At 65.8% G+C, this 16,242-nt stretch carries 17 protein-coding genes and 1 pseudogene; 11 read left to right on the top strand and 7 right to left on the bottom strand.

Translation table 11 applies throughout. From position 1 onward, the window contains the following. Nucleotides 1–728 (top strand): DUF1501 domain-containing protein (locus tag JWM94_RS09825; protein WP_299425805.1); only part of this gene is annotated, 728 nt, incomplete at its 5' end. A gap of 399 nt (nucleotides 729–1,127) precedes the next feature. On the opposite strand, the gene dnaJ is transcribed toward JWM94_RS09825, so the two are convergent. Next, the gene (dnaJ, locus tag JWM94_RS09820) at nucleotides 1,128–2,243 is read right to left on the bottom strand and encodes a molecular chaperone DnaJ (RefSeq protein WP_299425802.1); all 1,116 of its coding nucleotides are present in this window, start codon (nucleotides 2,241–2,243) and stop codon (nucleotides 1,128–1,130) included. A 60-nt stretch (nucleotides 2,244–2,303) separates the two neighbouring features. Further along, entirely contained in the window at nucleotides 2,304–4,217 is a 1,914-nt protein-coding gene (gene dnaK / locus JWM94_RS09815) for a molecular chaperone DnaK (protein WP_299425800.1), read from the bottom strand. A gap of 166 nt (nucleotides 4,218–4,383) precedes the next feature. Here dnaK and JWM94_RS09810 point away from each other — a divergent pair, with 166 nt between their 5' ends. The 4 genes from JWM94_RS09810 (at nucleotide 4,384) to JWM94_RS09795 (ending at nucleotide 7,239) form a co-directional block, all read left to right on the top strand. Beyond that, nucleotides 4,384–4,821: a copper chaperone PCu(A)C gene (locus JWM94_RS09810; RefSeq protein WP_299425797.1), complete on the top strand. Its 438-nt coding sequence runs from the start codon at nucleotides 4,384–4,386 to the stop codon at nucleotides 4,819–4,821. Next, entirely contained in the window at nucleotides 4,818–5,303 is a 486-nt protein-coding gene (locus tag JWM94_RS09805) for a vgr related protein (RefSeq protein WP_299425794.1), read from the top strand. The genes JWM94_RS09810 and JWM94_RS09805 overlap by 4 nt, the downstream gene beginning before the upstream one ends. 61 nt (nucleotides 5,304–5,364) lie before the next feature. Then, nucleotides 5,365–6,531: an indoleamine 2,3-dioxygenase gene (locus JWM94_RS09800; protein WP_299425791.1), complete on the top strand. Its 1,167-nt coding sequence runs from the start codon at nucleotides 5,365–5,367 to the stop codon at nucleotides 6,529–6,531. A gap of 204 nt (nucleotides 6,532–6,735) precedes the next feature. Continuing rightward, nucleotides 6,736–7,239 (top strand): PH domain-containing protein, encoded by a 504-nt coding sequence (locus JWM94_RS09795; RefSeq protein WP_299425788.1) that lies wholly within the window; start codon nucleotides 6,736–6,738, stop codon nucleotides 7,237–7,239. A gap of 3 nt (nucleotides 7,240–7,242) precedes the next feature. On the opposite strand, the gene JWM94_RS09790 is transcribed toward JWM94_RS09795, so the two are convergent. The 3 genes from JWM94_RS09790 to hrcA all read right to left on the bottom strand — a co-directional run bounded on the left by JWM94_RS09790 (nucleotide 7,243) and on the right by hrcA (nucleotide 10,202). After that, on the bottom strand, nucleotides 7,243–8,469 hold the full coding sequence (locus tag JWM94_RS09790; protein ID WP_299425812.1) for a threonine synthase: 1,227 nt from the start codon (nucleotides 8,467–8,469) through the stop codon (nucleotides 7,243–7,245). A 123-nt stretch (nucleotides 8,470–8,592) separates the two neighbouring features. Beyond that, nucleotides 8,593–9,135, bottom strand: coding sequence for a nucleotide exchange factor GrpE (locus JWM94_RS09785; protein WP_299425785.1), 543 nt, complete (start codon nucleotides 9,133–9,135; stop codon nucleotides 8,593–8,595). A 26-nt stretch (nucleotides 9,136–9,161) separates the two neighbouring features. After that, on the bottom strand, nucleotides 9,162–10,202 hold the full coding sequence (hrcA, locus tag JWM94_RS09780) for a heat-inducible transcriptional repressor HrcA (protein ID WP_299425782.1): 1,041 nt from the start codon (nucleotides 10,200–10,202) through the stop codon (nucleotides 9,162–9,164). 72 nt (nucleotides 10,203–10,274) lie between these two features. Between hrcA and rph the strand changes: the two genes are divergently transcribed. Continuing rightward, nucleotides 10,275–10,988: a ribonuclease PH gene (gene rph, locus JWM94_RS09775; RefSeq protein ID WP_299425779.1), complete on the top strand. Its 714-nt coding sequence runs from the start codon at nucleotides 10,275–10,277 to the stop codon at nucleotides 10,986–10,988. Further along, the gene (gene rdgB, locus JWM94_RS09770; RefSeq protein ID WP_299425775.1) at nucleotides 10,985–11,614 is read left to right on the top strand and encodes an RdgB/HAM1 family non-canonical purine NTP pyrophosphatase; all 630 of its coding nucleotides are present in this window, start codon (nucleotides 10,985–10,987) and stop codon (nucleotides 11,612–11,614) included. The genes rph and rdgB overlap by 4 nt, the downstream gene beginning before the upstream one ends. Here rdgB and JWM94_RS09765 read toward each other — a convergent pair. Next, complete coding sequence (locus JWM94_RS09765; RefSeq protein ID WP_299425772.1) at nucleotides 11,611–12,186, bottom strand: CAP domain-containing protein; 576 nt, start codon at nucleotides 12,184–12,186, stop codon at nucleotides 11,611–11,613. The two genes, rdgB and JWM94_RS09765, sit on opposite strands and share 4 nt — an antisense overlap. A 24-nt stretch (nucleotides 12,187–12,210) precedes the next feature. On the opposite strand from JWM94_RS09765, the gene hemW reads away from it, so the two are divergent. Continuing rightward, a complete protein-coding gene (gene hemW, locus JWM94_RS09760; RefSeq protein ID WP_299425809.1) occupies nucleotides 12,211–13,380 on the top strand; it encodes a radical SAM family heme chaperone HemW in 1,170 nt (389 codons plus the stop codon). A gap of 144 nt (nucleotides 13,381–13,524) precedes the next feature. Here hemW and JWM94_RS09755 read toward each other — a convergent pair whose 3' ends face one another. Next, nucleotides 13,525–14,703, bottom strand: a complete 1,179-nt coding sequence (locus JWM94_RS09755; protein WP_299425767.1) for a penicillin-binding protein activator — start codon at nucleotides 14,701–14,703, stop codon at nucleotides 13,525–13,527. On the opposite strand from JWM94_RS09755, the gene rsmI reads away from it, so the two are divergent. The 3 genes and pseudogenes from rsmI to JWM94_RS09740 all read left to right on the top strand — a co-directional run. Further along, a complete protein-coding gene (gene rsmI, locus JWM94_RS09750; RefSeq protein WP_299425764.1) occupies nucleotides 14,702–15,547 on the top strand; it encodes a 16S rRNA (cytidine(1402)-2'-O)-methyltransferase in 846 nt (281 codons plus the stop codon). The two genes, JWM94_RS09755 and rsmI, sit on opposite strands and share 2 nt — an antisense overlap. Continuing rightward, complete coding sequence (locus JWM94_RS09745) at nucleotides 15,544–15,897, top strand: YraN family protein (protein ID WP_299425761.1); 354 nt, start codon at nucleotides 15,544–15,546, stop codon at nucleotides 15,895–15,897. Before rsmI ends, JWM94_RS09745 begins: the two co-directional genes overlap by 4 nt. A 48-nt stretch (nucleotides 15,898–15,945) precedes the next feature. Further along, nucleotides 15,946–16,242 (top strand): annotated as a pseudogene (locus JWM94_RS09740) (glutathione synthase); the annotation flags it as partial.

Below are 16,242 nucleotides of genomic sequence, written 5' to 3'. Positions count from 1 at the left end.
TTTCGCTGCTGGGCAATGGCAGCACGGTGTTCGGCTCGACCACGGCGATGAGCACCCTGCGCAATTTGATGGCGGGATCGACCAGCAATGTGCTGGCCAGCGAGCATGCCAAGGTCAGCAAGCGCTCGCTGGACCTCTATGCTCAGGTCACTAGCGCGCTCGGCGGCGCGCCCGCGGCCAACTTCCCGTTGTTCCCGAGCGGCAACAGCCTTGCCGACCAGTTGAAGATCGTCGCGCGGCTGATTTCGGTGTCGTCGGAGCTGGGCGCCAAGCGCCAGGTGTTCTTCGTCTCATTGGGCGGCTTCGACATGCATGACTTCCTCGTGCGCGATCACGGGACTCAGGTCGGCCTCGTCGCCAATGCGATGAAGGCGTTCTACGACACCACCGCCGCACTGGGCGTCGCCGACAAGGTGACGACCTTCACCGCCTCGGACTTCGGGCGCACCTTGCAGTCGAACGACGACGGGTCCGATCACGGTTGGGGCAGCATGCATTTCGTGATGGGTGGCGCTGTCAACGGCCAGAAATTCTACGGCACGCCGCCCGCGGTCGGCAACGGCACCGCCGACGATGTCGGCCAAGGACGCCTGCTCCCGACGATTTCGGTCGATCAATATGCCGCGACGCTTGCGAGCTGGTTCGGCGTGAGCAACGGCCAGATGTCGACGGTGTTGCCCAATATCGGCAATTACAATCCATCGACGTGGAATCTGGGGTTCGTCTGAACGGCCCCGCGTCCACCAAACGCGTTAACACCTGCAAATGCTGCAACTGCGAACGCGTGAAACAATATTGCGCGAATGCGCAACTAATCCCACATCATCCCTAGCCGGACCTAACCGGCATAGGAGACCAACCATGCGCTACATGGAGATGCTCGCCAGCACGTTCGTGACTGTCGGTGCCCTCGCGCTGGTGGTGGGGGTCATTTCCCTCTAACCCATCGGCCCGCCGCTCCCGTGAAATCCGGGGGCGGATTGGCCGTGTGGGGTTTCAAGATATTCCGTCAAACCAAAGGCGCATGGCGCTCCGGCGAAGGCCGGAGCGCTGGAGAACGAAGGCTGCCGCCGCCAGCGCTCCGGCCTTCGCCGGAGCACAATATTCTTATCCGCCATACCAACGGCTCAGCCGCCTACGGCCTTCTTCACCTTCTGGAAAAAGCCCTGCGATTGCGGGCATTCGTCGCCGGTCTCCAGGCAACGGAATTCCTCGAGCAACTCGCGCTGCTTAGCGCTCAGCCGCGTCGGCGTCTCGACCGCGATGCGCACCACCAGATCACCGCGCCCCTTGCCCTGCAGGACGGGCATGCCGGCACCGCGCTGGCGGACTTCGCGACCCGACTGGATACCGGCAGGCAGCTTGATTTCATGGCGCTCGCCATCCGGGCCAGGGATCGTGATCGACCCGCCGAGCGCTGCTGTCGTGAAGCTGATCGGCGCGTGCGCGTAGAGGGTCGTGCCCTCACGCTCGAAGATCGCGTGGCGCTTCACGTGCAGGAAAATGTAGAGGTCGCCCGGCGGCGCGCCGCGCGGACCGGCCTCGCCTTCGCCCGACAGGCGAACGCGCGTACCTTCATCGACCCCGGCGGGAATGTTGACGGTCAGCGTCTTGGTTTTTTCGACCCGCCCCTCGCCGCGGCAATCGCGGCACGGATCCGAAATCACCTCGCCCGCGCCGTGGCACGACGGACAGGTGCGCTCGACCACGAAGAAACCCTGTTGCGCGCGGACCTTGCCGTGGCCCGCGCAGGTGCCACAGGTCTTGGCGCTGGTGCCGGGCTTGGCACCGGTGCCGTGGCACGCATCGCACTCGCCCGCTACATCGACGGTGATCGCCTCAGCCTTGCCGTGGAACGCCTCCTCGAGGCTGATTTCCATGTCGTAGCGCAGATCGGCGCCGCGCCGCGCGGCACGCTGACCTCCCTGGCGACCCCCCATGAATTCGCCGAACACGCTTTCGAAAATATCGGAAAAGCCGCTGAAATCCTGCGGGCCGCCACCACCGCCACCCTGGCGGAACGCGGCATGGCCGAAGCGATCGTAAGCCGCGCGTTTCTGCGGGTCCTTCAGGCAGTCATAGGCCTCGCTGACCGCCTTGAACTTGGACTCGTTTTCCTTGCACCCGGCGTTGCGGTCGGGATGGAATTTCATCGCGAGCTTGCGGTACGCCGCCTTGATCGTCGCGTCGTCGGCGGTGCGCTCGACCTCCAACAGCTCGTAAAAGTCGGTTTCGGTACTCATCTCGGGCCCCCGCCCCCGTCACCCCGGATACGATCGGTGTGACGGGGGGTACGCATTACATCAAGCCTTGGTGTCGTCCACTTCGGAGAATTCGGCATCGACGACGTCTTCGCCGCCAGCCTCCGAACCCGCCGCCGCGCCGTCAGCCGCCGGTGAGGCTTCCGCCGCCGCCTGCTTCTCGTAGATGGCCTGGCCCATCTTCATCGCGACTTGCGCGAGCGCCGAGGCCTTTTCCTTCATCGCTTCGGGATCGCCGCCTTCGACTGCGGTCTTGGCCTCGGCGATCGCCGCTTCGATCTCACCCTTCAAGTCCGCCTCGACCTTGTCGCCATTGTCGGCAAGCTGGCGTTCGGTGGTGTGGATCAGGCTTTCGGCGTTGTTTTTGGCTTCCGCCGCGTCACGACGCTTCTTGTCGTCCTCGGCAAACGCTTCCGCATCCTTGACCATCTGGTCGATGTCGGCGTCGCTCAGACCGCCCGACGCCTGGATGCGGATCTGCTGCTCCTTGCCGGTGCCCTTGTCCTTGGCCGACACGTTGACCAGCCCGTTGGCGTCGATGTCGAACGTGACCTCGATCTGCGGCACGCCGCGCGGCGCGGGCGGAATGCCGACCAGATCGAACTGGCCGAGCATCTTGTTGTCCGCCGCCATTTCGCGCTCACCCTGGAACACGCGGATCGTCACCGCCTGCTGGTTGTCGTCGGCGGTCGAATAGGTCTGCGCCTTCTTCGTCGGGATCGTCGTGTTGCGATCGATCATCCGCGTGAACACGCCGCCCAGTGTCTCGATGCCGAGCGACAGCGGGGTCACGTCGAGCAGCAGCACGTCCTTGACGTCGCCCTGCAGCACGCCCGCCTGGATCGCGGCGCCCATCGCGACGACTTCGTCCGGGTTGACGCCGGTGTGCGGCTCCTTGCCGAAGAAGTCCTTCACGATTTCGCGCACGCGCGGCATGCGCGTCATGCCGCCGACGAGGACGACTTCGCTGATGTCCGCCGCCTTGACCCCGGCATCGGCCAGCGCCTTCTTGCACGGATCGAGCGTGCGCTTGATCAAATCCTCGACCAGCTTTTCGAGATCGGCGCGGGTGATCGTCTTCACCAGATGCTTCGGCCCGTTGGCGTCGGCGGTGATGAACGGCAGGTTTACTTCGGTCGATGCCGCCGACGACAGCTCGATCTTCGCCTTTTCGGCGGCTTCCTTGAGCCGCTGCAGCGCGAGCTTGTCCTTGGTCAGGTCGATGCCTTCGGCCTTCTTGAAATCGTCGGCTAGGAAGTTGAGCACCTTGTTGTCGAAATCCTCGCCGCCGAGGAAGGTGTCGCCGTTGGTCGCCTTCACCTCGAACACGCCATCGCCGATTTCGAGCACCGAAATGTCGAACGTGCCGCCGCCGAGGTCATAGACCGCGATCGTCTTGCCGTCCTGCTTGTCGAGGCCATAAGCGAGCGCCGCCGCGGTCGGCTCGTTGATGATGCGCAGCACTTCGAGGCCGGCGATCTGGCCGGCATCCTTGGTCGCCTGACGCTGTGCGTCGTTGAAGTACGCCGGAACGGTGATCACCGCCTGCGTCACGGTTTCGCCGAGATAGCTTTCCGCGGTTTCCTTCATCTTCTGCAGAATGAACGCGCTGATCTGCGAGGGGCTGTAGTCGGTGCCGCCGGCCTTGACCCAGGCGTCGCCGTTCGATCCCTTGACGATCGCGTACGGGACCAACTCGGTGTCCTTCTTGGTGATCGGATCGTCGAAGCGGCGCCCGATCAGGCGCTTCACCGCGAACACGGTCGAATCCGGATTGGTCACCGCCTGACGCTTGGCCGGCTGCCCGATCAGCCGCTCGCCGTCCTTGGCGAAGGCGACGATCGACGGCGTGGTGCGCGCGCCTTCCGCATTCTCGATCACCTTGGGCTTGCCGCCCTCCATCACCGCAACGCAGCTGTTGGTCGTGCCGAGATCGATACCGATTACTTTTGCCATTGGTCCTCTGTGGCCCCTCAATCAAAAAACAAACCCAGCCCGCGCCCCTCAAAGAGGCGGCGCAAGCACTCATCAAAGCGCGATATAGGAGGGCTTTCGCTTGCCGCAAGGATTCGCCGCCCGTAGGGAAAACGCCGGAATTTCCCAAAGTGGGAGCACGTTTCAGATGAAAACGGGATTGCTCGTCCCTGCGCTTTTGCTGGTTGCGGCGTGTCATCCCGCGCAGCAGGTCGGCGTGGACCGGCCCTGGGTGCGGCTGTCGGCGGTGCCGGCCAACCCGTCCGCCGCCTATTTCACGTTGAAGGGCGGGCCAAAGGACGAGACGCTGACCGCGGTGTCCGCCCCCGCCGCGTTGCGCGCCGAAATGCACGAGAGCATGGGCAAGGGCGGCATGATGACGATGACCCCGCTCAAACTCGTCCCGGTCCGCGCTGGCGACAGCGTGACCTTCGCGCCAAGCGGCAAGCACGTCATGCTCATCGGTCTCAAGCCCGACGTGAAGCCGCGCGGCACGACCCCGCTGACCTTCACCTTCGCCAGCGGCCAGAAAATCACGGTTCAGGCGCGCGTTGTCGGCGCGGGCGATTCGGCGCCCGGCGATTGAGCGACGCCCGCCCCCTCACCCCCGGCGAAACCGACCTTGCGCGCAGCGTGTTCGGCGACGCGATCGATTACGCGCCGGTGCGCATCGTGCTGGGCAAATGGGCGTTCTTTCAGCCCAGGGACGTCGTCATGACGCCGACCGGACGGCTTCATTTCCACCCCCGTGGGACCGCCTATCGCGACGATTTCAGCCATGCCGGGATCAACGACCAGGGGCTGTTCATCCACGAAATGACGCACGTCTGGCAGCATCAATCGGGCATCTTTCTGCCGCTCAAACGCGTGCCCTGGGCGCGATACGATTATGCCGTGAAACCGGGCTGGCAGTTGCACAAATACGGGCTCGAGCAGCAGGCGGAAATCGTCCGCCACACCTTCCTGATCGGGCTGGGCGCGACATTTGCGGGCGCGCCGCCGCTGTCGCAATTGAAGACCATCCTGCCGTTCAAACCGTCGCACCCGATCGATCGCGGGGTGGCGTAAAGCGACGCTCGCCGCTAGGGGCTGGTTTCACAAGAAACTACATCCGCAGGAACGAAACTACATGCCTATCCACGATCTGGCCCATTACGGCCTGTCGGCCGATCGCGGCTATTTGGCGCAGACCGAGATCGACGACGTCGTGCTGCCCGACGATTTCGCCGAGGTCGAGGAAGCCGCCGCGACGCTATCCGAACTACTCACCACCGACCGCGTGCGGCACTTCCTCGCGGCGCTGCCGATCCCCGATATCGACGGATTCCTGAGTACCGCGTCCGAGGCCGAGATCGGCGTCGCGATGGTGCGCTATTCGTTCCTCGCCCAAGCCTATGTCTGGGGCGAGCCGACCCCACCCGTTTATCTGCCCGTCACGCTCGCTGCGCCCTTGGTCAAGCTCAGCGACCATATCGGCTTCCCGCCGGTGATGAACTATGCCGGCTACGTGCTCGACAATTGGTACCGCGTCGACAAATCGGGCGGCGTCAGCCTCGACAATATCGCGATGGACCAGAATTTCTACGGCGGCGTCGACGAGAATTGGTTCGTCCTGGTCCACGTCGCGATCGAAGCCGTCGCGGGCCGCGCGCTCGATCTGGCCGTGCAACTCGTCCGCGCCTCGGATGCCGGCGACGCGGCGGCGGTCGAGGCGATGCTGGTCGAGATGAACACCGTCTGGGACGACGCCAATGCGATCTTCGACCGCATGGTCGAGAAGTGCGACCCCTACATCTATTACAACCGCGTCCGCCCCTATATCCACGGCTGGAAGAACAACCCGGCGATGCCCAAGGGGTTGATCTACGAAGGCGTCGAAAAATTCGCCGGCAAGCCCCAGCCGTTCCGCGGCCAGACCGGATCGCAAAGCTCGATCGTCCCGGCGATGGATGCGCTGTTCCAGGTCGTCCACACCAATGACGAACTGCGCGAGTTCCTCGCCGACCTCCACCAATACCGCCCGCGCAAGCATCGCGAGTTCATCGAGGATCTGCAGGCGTCCAGTCACTTGCGCGAGTTTGCCGTGAACCAGTCGCAAAGCCTGAAGGACGCGTTCAACGCCTGCGTCGAGCAAGTCGCACGCTTCCGCAGCCGCCATCTCGAATATGCTGCGAGCTACATCAACAAGCAGGTAACATCGGGCGCGGGCAACGACCCAGACGTCGGGACAGGCGGCACGCCGTTCATGAAATATCTCAAGAAGCATCGCGACGAGAACCGGGCGCAAACGATCTGACGGCTTTTCCCTCTCCCGCTTTCGCGGGAGAGGCTACGGAGACTTGGCGGCTTGCCGCCTGGTCGAAGTCGGTGAGGGTCTTCTTTCTACTTCCACCGGTCGAAGAAGAAAGAAGACCCTCACCCAACCCTCTCCCGCGAAGGCGGGAGAGGGCTATACCTCCGTCGCCATCACGCTAAACTCGCGCCTAGGGGAGGACTCAGCATGCCACAGACGCTCGACTCGTTCCGGTCATCGACCTGGGGCTGGCTGCGCGGGACGCTCGCGGGATGGGGGACGCTGCTGTTGATCCCGATCGGCGCGGTCGGCGCGGTCGTGACGGCGACTTACTATCCGCTCGCGTTCATCGCGGTCGCGCTCATCATCTTCGCGGTCAAATGGCTCCAGAACCTCGCCACGACCTACGAAGTGACTGAGGACCGACTGATCCTGCACAAGGGCATCTTCATCAAGTCGATCGACGAGATCGAGCTCTACCGGATCAAGGACATCCGCATCGACTTCAGCCTGATCAACCAATGGGCAGGGATCGGCACGATCACGATCCTGTCCAGCGACGAAACCACGGGCGCGCAGCCGTTCGTCATCCGCGACATCGAACGCGCGCGCGATCGCCGCGAGAAACTGCGCGAACTGGTCAATGCCGCCCGCCAGGCCCGCGGGGTACGCGAACTCGACATGGTGCAGGAAGCAACGATGCCGCAGTAGAAGCTAAAGATTCCCCAGATCGCCGACCTTGTTCTTGTCCAACTTCTTCCCCGCCTTCGGCATCGGATATTTCAGCCCTGTCGCGCAGTTAAACAGCACGACCTGGTCCTCCTCGTCGACCAAGCCGTCCGCGAGCGCCTGACGATACGCCGCGAGCGTCGCGCCGCCCTCGGGGCACAGCAGCAGCCCGTCCTGCTTCGCGCAATCCTCGACCGCCTTGAGGATCGCAGGGTCGCCGACAGCGAGCGCCCGCCCGCCGCTCTCGCGCACCGCGCGCAGGATCAGAAAGTCGCCGACCGCCTTGGGCACACGGATGCCCGCCGCCACCGTATGCGCATCCTCCCAGCGCTCGGCATGCTCCTCGCCCGCCTCGAACGCGCGGACGATCGGGGCACAGCCCGACGCCTGGACCGCGAACATCTTCGGGCGCTCGGGGCCGATCCAGCCAAGCGCTTCCATCTCGGCAAACGCCTTCCACATCCCGATCAGCCCGGTGCCGCCGCCGGTCGGATAGAAGATCGCCTTGGGCAGCCGCCAACCGAACTGTGCGGCGAGCTCCAGCCCCATCGTCTTCTTGCCCTCGATCCGGTACGGCTCCTTGAGCGTCGAGAAATCGAACCAGCGCCCTTCCGCCGCGCCCTTGCCGACGATCGCGCCGCATTCGTCGATCAGACCGTTGACGCGGTACACCCGCCCGCCCTGCAGCGCGATCTCGCGCACGTTCACCTCGGGCGTGTCGTCGGGGCACAGGATGATAGTCTCGATCCCGACCCGGCTGGCATAGGCGGCGAGCGCGGCGCCGGCATTGCCGTTGGTCGGCATCGCGATTCGGCTGACGCCGAGCTCCTTGGCCATCGCCACCGCCATCACCAGCCCGCGCGCCTTGAACGATCCGGTGGGGAGGCGGCCTTCGTCCTTGACCAGCACATTGGGGCCGCCACTCGATTTCGGAATCGCGATCAGCGGCGTCTCGATCTCGCCCAGGCCGACGACATTCTCGGTCCGCCGCACCGGCAGCAACTCACGCCACCGCCATAAATCCGTCGGCCGCGCCTCGACCATCGCGCGCGGCAGGAAACCGCGCACGGCGTTCAGGTCGTAGCGGACGAGTAGCGGGCGTCCGACCTTGGAGAGATTGTGGAGCTGATCGGCTTCAAAACGCTCGCCGGTCAGCGAGCATTCGAGGTGCGTGACGAAGGTCGGGCGGTCGGCGGTGAGGTTGGGGTTCATGACAAAAGTCATAGCCACGCCCCACCCCATCGTCACCCTGAACTCGTTTCAGGGTCCAACTCTCCACCCGCAAAGGTTTCCATTGTGGAGCGTTGGATGCTGAAACAAGTTCAGCATGACGGTTTAGTCCGCCTTCTTCGCCACTCCCACCAATGCCGGTCGCAGCAAGCGATCGCGCAGCATATACCCCGCCTGCATCTCCTGCACGATCGTCCCCGGCGCCTCGTCACTCGGCATTTCCAGCATCGCCTGGTGCTGGTTGGGATCGAGCGGCAGGCCCATCGCGGCGATCCGCGTGATGCCGTTGCGCTGGAACACCGCGTCGAGCTCGCGCTTGGTCGCCTCCAGCCCGACGATAAGCCCCTTCAGGCGATCGTCGCCGCGCAATTCCTCGGGGATCGCCGACAGTCCGCGCTCGATATTGTCGGCCACCGACAACACATCACGCGCAAATCCGGTGATCGCATAAGCGCGCGAGTCCGCGGCTTCCTTTTCGGCACGGCGGCGGACGTTCTGCGCCTCGGCGTGCGCGTACATCACCGCCGACTTGGCTTCGGCCAGTTCGGCTTCCAGCTCGGCGATACGGTCGTGTTCGGCGAGCTCGGGGGCGCCCTCGGCGGTTTCGGCGCGCAGGTCTTCGGTTTCGGGTGCGTTGTCGTCGGTCATCATTCTCTTCGTCTTGTTGAAGCCTCTCAACCGATCAAACGGGAGAGGGTTGCGGCGGTGAAATCCACCATGGGCACGACGCGCGCATAGTTCAACCGTGTCGGGCCGATCACCCCGACTACGCCGACCACGCGGCCGTCGATCCCGCGGAACGGGCGGGCAATCACCGACGAGCCGCTGAGCGCGAACAATTTGTTCTCCGCGCCGATGAAGATGCGGGTCGAATCGCCGCTCCGCGCGCTGTCTAGCAAGGTCGCGATCTCTTGCTTGCCCTCCAAGTCGTCGAGCAGGTCGCTGATCCGTTCGAGGTCTTCGGCAGCGGCGGCGTCGAGCAAGCGGCCCTGCCCGCGCACGATCAGCACCGGGCGGCGGTCGCCATCCTCGCTCCACACCGCGATGCCCTGTTCGATCAGCGCCGCTGCCGCGGTATCGAGCGCGACGCGGTCCGCGGCGAGTTGGCGATCGAGTCGCGCCCGCGCTTCGGCCAAGGTGAGCCCCGACAATGTCGCCGACATGTAATTGCCCGCCTCGACCAGCACCGACGCCGACGTGCCGGGCGTGAGATCGACCACGCGATTCTCGACCTGACCGTCGTCGCCGACGATCACCGCCAGCGCGCGCACCGGCGACAGCGGCACGAAGCTGATCGAGCGCAGCACCAGTTCGGCCTTGGGCACCAGCACCAGCCCGGCGCACGCCGATAGTCCGGAGAGCGCCGCGGTGGTCGCGGCGAGCGCCTCCTCGACCGGCCCGACGCGCACCGCGCGCCCCTCGATCGCGGCGCGCTCCTCCGCCGACGGCTCCGCCACGCGCATCATCCCGTCGACGAACAGCCGCAAGCCGGTATCGGTCGGCAACCGCCCCGCCGAGGTATGCGGCGACGCGAGCAGCCCGAGCGTTTCGAGCTCGTGCATGACGTTGCGGATCGACGCCGGCGAGATCGTGAACCCGCCGGCATCGGCGAGCGTCCGCGAGCCCACCGGCTGCCCGGTCTCCAGATACCCCTCCACCACCGCACGAAAGATGTCGCGCGCGCGGTCGCTGAGTTCGGTGACGGGGGTGGTCATGCGCGCGATGTAGGCTGGCATCGCCAATAGCGAAAGACTAGGCAGCCCCGACCATAACCGAAGGAATACCGAATGCGCCCCAGCGGCCGCGCCCCCGATCAGATGCGCGCGATCACGATCGAGCCCCATTTCACCAAGCATGCGGAAGGGTCGGTGCTGGTCGGGTTCGGCGACACCAAGGTACTGGTCACCGCCTCGGTCGAGGATCGCCTGCCGCCCTGGTTGCGCGGCAAGGGACAGGGCTGGGTCACCGCCGAATACGGCATGCTGCCACGCGCGACGCACACTCGCGGCAACCGCGAAGCGGCGCGCGGCAAGCAATCGGGGCGGACGCAGGAAATCCAGCGGCTGATCGGGCGGTCTTTACGCGCGGTCACCGACCTCAAGTTGCTCGGCGAGCACCAGATCACGCTCGATTGCGACGTGATCCAGGCCGACGGCGGCACGCGCACCGCCGCCATTTCGGGCGCTTGGGTTGCGCTGCGGCTCGCGGTCAATGGCTTGCTCAAGGATGGCAAGATCGCATCCGATCCACTGACGCAGAAGGTCGCGGCGGTCAGTTGCGGCATCTATCAGGGCACGCCGGTGCTCGACCTCGATTACGACGAGGATTCGAACGCCGACGCCGACGCCAATTTCGTCCTCCTCGAAAACGGCAATATCGCTGAGGCGCAAGCCACCGCCGAGGGCGCGACCTACGACGAGGAAGCTTTGTTGCGTCTGCTGCGTTTGGCTCGCATCGGCTGCAACGACATTTTCGCGGCCCAGGCAAAGGCGGTGGCATGAGCGGCGAAGGCGATACTCCCCAGGCGATCCGCAAGCTCGCCCCCGGCAAGCTCGTCATCGCCAGCCATAACGAGGGCAAGGTCCGCGAAATCCGCGCGTTGCTCGCACCCTATGGGATCGAGCCGGTGTCGGCCAAATCGCTCGATCTGCCCGAGCCCGAAGAAACCGGCACAACCTTCGTCGCCAATGCCGAATTGAAGGCGATGCAGGCGGCCGATCTGTCGGGCCTGCCCGCGCTCGCCGACGACAGCGGATTGTGCGTCGAGGCGCTGAATGGCGACCCCGGTATCTTCTCCGCGAGATGGGCGGGCGAGGCGAAGGATTTCGGGCTAGCGATGCGATTGGTCGAGGACAACCTGCAAAAACTCGGCCCCGAAGTCGATCGCGATGCGCATTTCGTCTGCGCGCTGGCGCTGGCGTGGCCCGACGGACACGTCGAATGGTTCGAAGGGCGCGTCGATGGCCTGCTTGTGTGGCCGCCGCGCGGCGACAATGGCTTCGGCTACGATCCGATGTTCCTGCCCGATGGGCACGAGCGGACGTTCGGGGAGATGGCGGCGGACGAAAAAACCCCGCTCACCCACCGCGCGGACGCGTTCCGGCAATTGGTCGCGGCGGTTCTCTAGAACGCCTTCAACCCGACAACATTGCCCGGCGGCGCATATCGGCACACCAGATAATCCTGCCCGCCGCCGATCGCGAGCGCGCAGCCGACGCGAGTCGTGCCGCGCCACACGATCTGCGTGTAATGCCCGACATCCTGCCACCGCCCGCTGGTGCTGATCGCCGGAAACGCCCCGTTGGTGAAATAGCGCTTCTCGCCAATCCACAGCGCGATCATCTCGATGTAGGAATACGCCCCGGCGCTTCCCATGAAGAGGTTCTCGCCCTCGCGCCCCGGCCCCATCGGCTGCTTGGCATGCTGAAAGCGACCGGTGCGTGCCAATATCGCAGCGTACGCCCGGGCATGGTCGGCGAGGCCATCGTCCCAGATCAGCGGCGGCACGCCAACGAGACTGCGGGCGAGGTTATGCCCTTCGATCGCCGTCTGCTGGAGCAATGCGTCGCCGCGCGGCAAAGTGCCCACCATCGCGCGCGGCTCGACGACCGTTGCCGGCTGATACGATTCGGGGCTCGACCCGGCGCATCCGGTCAGCAGCACCGCGGTCAGCATCGGCAAAGAGTGGCGCTTCCTCATACCCTCGTCCATATCGGCGCCGCGATGCCCGCCGACAAGAACCCCGATCCTCTCGCGCTCTACGTCCATTGGCCGTTCTGCGTGTCGAAATGCCCGTATTGCGACTTCAACAGCCATGTCCGCGATACGGTCGACCAAGCGGCGTGGCGCGATGCCTTGCTCGCCGACCTGGCACACGAAGCACGCGAATTGCCGGGGCGGACGCTGGGGTCGATCTTCTTCGGCGGGGGCACGCCTTCGCTGATGCCCCCCGCGACGGTCGCGGCGGTGCTTGATGCGGCGGAGGCGGCGTGGGGCTTTGCACCCGGCATCGAAATCACGCTGGAGGCCAATCCATCCTCAGTCGAGGCCGCACGGTTCGCCGACCTCGCGGCCGCCGGGGTCAACCGCGTCAGCCTGGGCCTGCAGGCGCTGAACGACGAAGCGCTGGCGTTCCTCAGCCGAGCTCATGACGTCGCCGAGGGGCTGGGCGCGCTCGACGTCGCACAAGAGGTGTTCGACCGGGTAAGCTTCGACTTGATTTATGCCCGGCCCGATCAATCATTCGGTGACTGGCACGCCGAACTGACCCGCGCGCTGGCGTTCGGCACCGAACATCTTTCGCTCTACCAGCTCACCGTCGAACCCGGCACGCGCTTCGCGACCGAAGAACGCGAGGGGCGGCTGTTGCTGCCCGATCAGGACCGCGCCGCCGATCTGTTCGAGCTGACGCGCGAGACGACAGCGCGCGCCGGGCTGCCCGCCTACGAAATATCCAACCACGCGAAGCGGGGCGCGGAGAGCCGGCACAATCTGACCTATTGGCGCTATGGCGATTATGCCGGGATCGGCCCCGGCGCGCATGGGCGCCGCCGTGGCCACGCGACGCAGCGCCGGCGCAAGCCCGAAAACTGGATCGACGCGGTCGCGCGCAACGGTCACGGTATCGAGATCGAGGACCGGCTGACCCCGGGCGAGCGCGCTACCGAGGCGATGCTGATGGGGTTGCGGCTGGCCGAGGGGATCGATCTGGCGCGGATAGCGGATTTGGGCGAGCGGCCCATCGAATTGCTGGTCGATACTCGTCGGATCGACCGGCTGGCCAATCAGGGGCTGGTCGCGCTCGACGGCACTCGACTGCGCGCGACCGACGCTGGCATGCCGGTGCTGAACGCTATTTTGGCGGACGTCGTAGCGGTGCGCGAGACGGCCTAGTTCCTCCCCGGCACGGGGAGGTGGCAGCGCGTAGCGCTGACGGAGGGGGTCCCACCTTACCACGAGCAATATCGCCAGCGGACAGCCGGGGCCCCCTCTACCATTTGCTCCGCAAATGGTCCCCCTCCCCGTTCCGGGGAGGAATTAGAACCCTGCGGGCGCGGGCGAAACCGTCACCGTCGTCCCACCGCGCACTTCCTGCACCTCAAGCGCGCGTTCGGCGAAGCCGTCGCGGCCGAAGCGGAACGCGCCGTCGATCCCGGCAAACCCGCCTTTGTCGTGCAGCCGGTCCTCCGGGAATGCCCGGCCGATCGGCCAGTCGCGCGCGATGCGGATCGCCAGCAGCACCGCGTCATAGCCCATGCTCGACAGCCGGTACGGCGCCACGCCGAAGCGCGCGCGATACTTGGTGGCGTATTGTCGATAGAGATTGTCGGGAACGCTCGCGAACCACGCGCCGTTGAGCGACGGCTTTGCCGCGACCGACGATTCGTTGTTCCAGCGCTCGGTGCCCAGCACGCGCGCGCCGGGCTCGCTTTTGCGCATCAGCGGGACAACGCCCGCCGCCGCCGCGCCATCGTCGACGATCAGCACGGCGCCGACCGAGCCGGACTTGCCGAGCCGCGCGGCGGCACCGGCAATCGATGCGGCTGTCCGGTCATAAGTCTGGAGCGAAATCACCTGGCCTTTGGCGCCCTCGACGGCGCGCAGGAAGGCGGTCGAGGCACGCTGGCCATACACCCCGTTGGCAACCAGCCCGCCATAGGTCGTGATCCCCTGCCCGCGCGCATACTCCACAACGCGCTCGATCGATTGGGCGGGCGAATAACCCATCATATACGCCCCGCTGCCCGCGAGGCTGGTGTCGTTGGAAAAGCTGATCACCGCGACGCCGGCGCGCTTGGCCACCGGCAACACCGCGCGCGCATCGTCGGCGAGCAACGGCCCCAGGATCAGCCGCGCACCCTCGTCGATCGCCTTTTGCGCCGCCGCCGCGGCACCGGTCGCGGTGTCGTAGGTGGTGACGCGCAGTTCGGCATTGTCGGTGTCCAGCAACGCCAGCTGAGTCGCGTTGGCGATGCTGCGCCCGACCGCGCCGTTGGTACCGGTCATCGGCACCAGCAAGGCGACCATATGATGCTCGTTGTCGGTCGGCAGGCCCGGCATAATCGCTGGCTCGATCGGCGGCGCAACGACTGCGGGGCCCGCCACCGGCGGCGCGGTGCGCGGGACGACGGTCGAGCAGGCCGACAGGATGGCCAAGGCGGCCAGCACCATCGCGCGCTTTATGAAGCGTTGCCCTGTGGTTGCACCCTCTGCCATGACACGTCCCCTGATGACCGATACGCTGATACCCGGCCTGTACATCGTCGCCACCCCGATCGGCAATCTCGGCGACCTGTCGCCGCGCGCCGCGCACGTCCTGGCGAATGCGGCCGCGATCGCGGTGGAGGATACGCGCGTTACCGCGGTTTTGTTGCGGCATATCGGCGTCAAACGGCCGATGATCGCGTATCACGATCACAATGCCGACCGCGTCCGCCCCGGCCTAATCGCGCGACTCGCGAGCGAGGCAATCGCACTGGTCAGCGATGCGGGGACGCCGCTGATTTCGGACCCCGGCTACAAATTGGTTCGCGATGCCCGCGCGGCGGGGCATGCAGTGGTGACGATCCCCGGCCCGTGCGCAGCGGTCGCGGCGCTGACGCTCGCCGGGCTGCCCACCGACCGCTTCATGTTCATGGGATTCCTTCCCCCCAAGCCCGGCGCCAAGGCCGAGGTAATCGCGGAGGTGGCGAACGTCCGCGCGACATTGGTGTTCTACGAATCGGGTCCGCGGCTGGCAGCGACGCTGGCGACGCTCGAACAGGGACTCGGCGACCGCGAGGCGGCGGTGACGCGCGAAATCACCAAAAAGTTCGAGGAAGCGGTAACCGGTACGCTGTCGATCCTCGCCGCGCGCTATGCCGCCGCGCCACCCAGGGGCGAGATCGTCGTCGTCGTCGCCCCGCCCGGCGAACCCGAGGCGGCGAGCGACGCCGATGCCGACGCCGCGCTCGCCGAAGCGCTGACCCGCCTGCCCGCATCGAAAGCGGCGGGCGAGGTGGCGAAGAAACTCAATCTCGACCGCCGCGAACTCTATGCCCGCGCGTTGGCGATGAAATGAGAGACCGCAAAGCGGCCGAGGCTGCTGGACGGCGCGGCGAAAGGATCGCCGCGTGGTGGCTCAGGCTCAAGGGCTGGCGGATTCTCGACAAGCGCGTGCGCACATCCGCTGGGGAGGTCGATTTGGTCGCGCGGAAAGGCAATTTGATCGCGTTCGTTGAAGTAAAGTCGCGCGCGACCGATGCCGAACTCGACTTCGCGATCGACGAACGCCGCCTGGCGCGCGTCGCCGCCGCCGCCGAAGTCCTGATGCCGCGCTATGCCGGCCCCGGCGACGATATCCGGGTCGATGTCATCCTGCTGGCGCCGGGCCGGCCGCCGCGCCATATCGAGAATGCGTGGATCGGGTGACTTATCCGAATAACACGCTAAGGCCCGCCCGATGACCCGGAGATTCGCATGCCGTTGACCGTCGCCGTCCAGATGGACCCGCTCGAGTCGATCAATATCGCGGGCGATTCGAGCTTCGCGCTGATGCTGTCGGCGCAAGCGCGCGGGCACAGGCTGTTCCACTATACGGCCGACGCGCTCAATTATGCCGACGGCCGGGTCTGGGCGAAGGCGCATCCGGTCACGGTCGAACGCGTCGCGGGCAAGCATTTCGCGTTCGGCGACCCGGTCGATCTCGATCTGGGCGACGAGGCCGATGTCGTGCTGATGCGCCAGGACCCGCCGTTCGACCTCGGCTACATCACC

This window comes from Sphingomonas bacterium (genome assembly GCF_028289855.1).
Lineage (GTDB): Bacteria > Pseudomonadota > Alphaproteobacteria > Sphingomonadales > Sphingomonadaceae > Sphingomonas.
The sequence above is the reverse complement of the archived record's forward strand: the minus strand, read 5'-3'. Positions and strand labels throughout refer to the sequence as shown.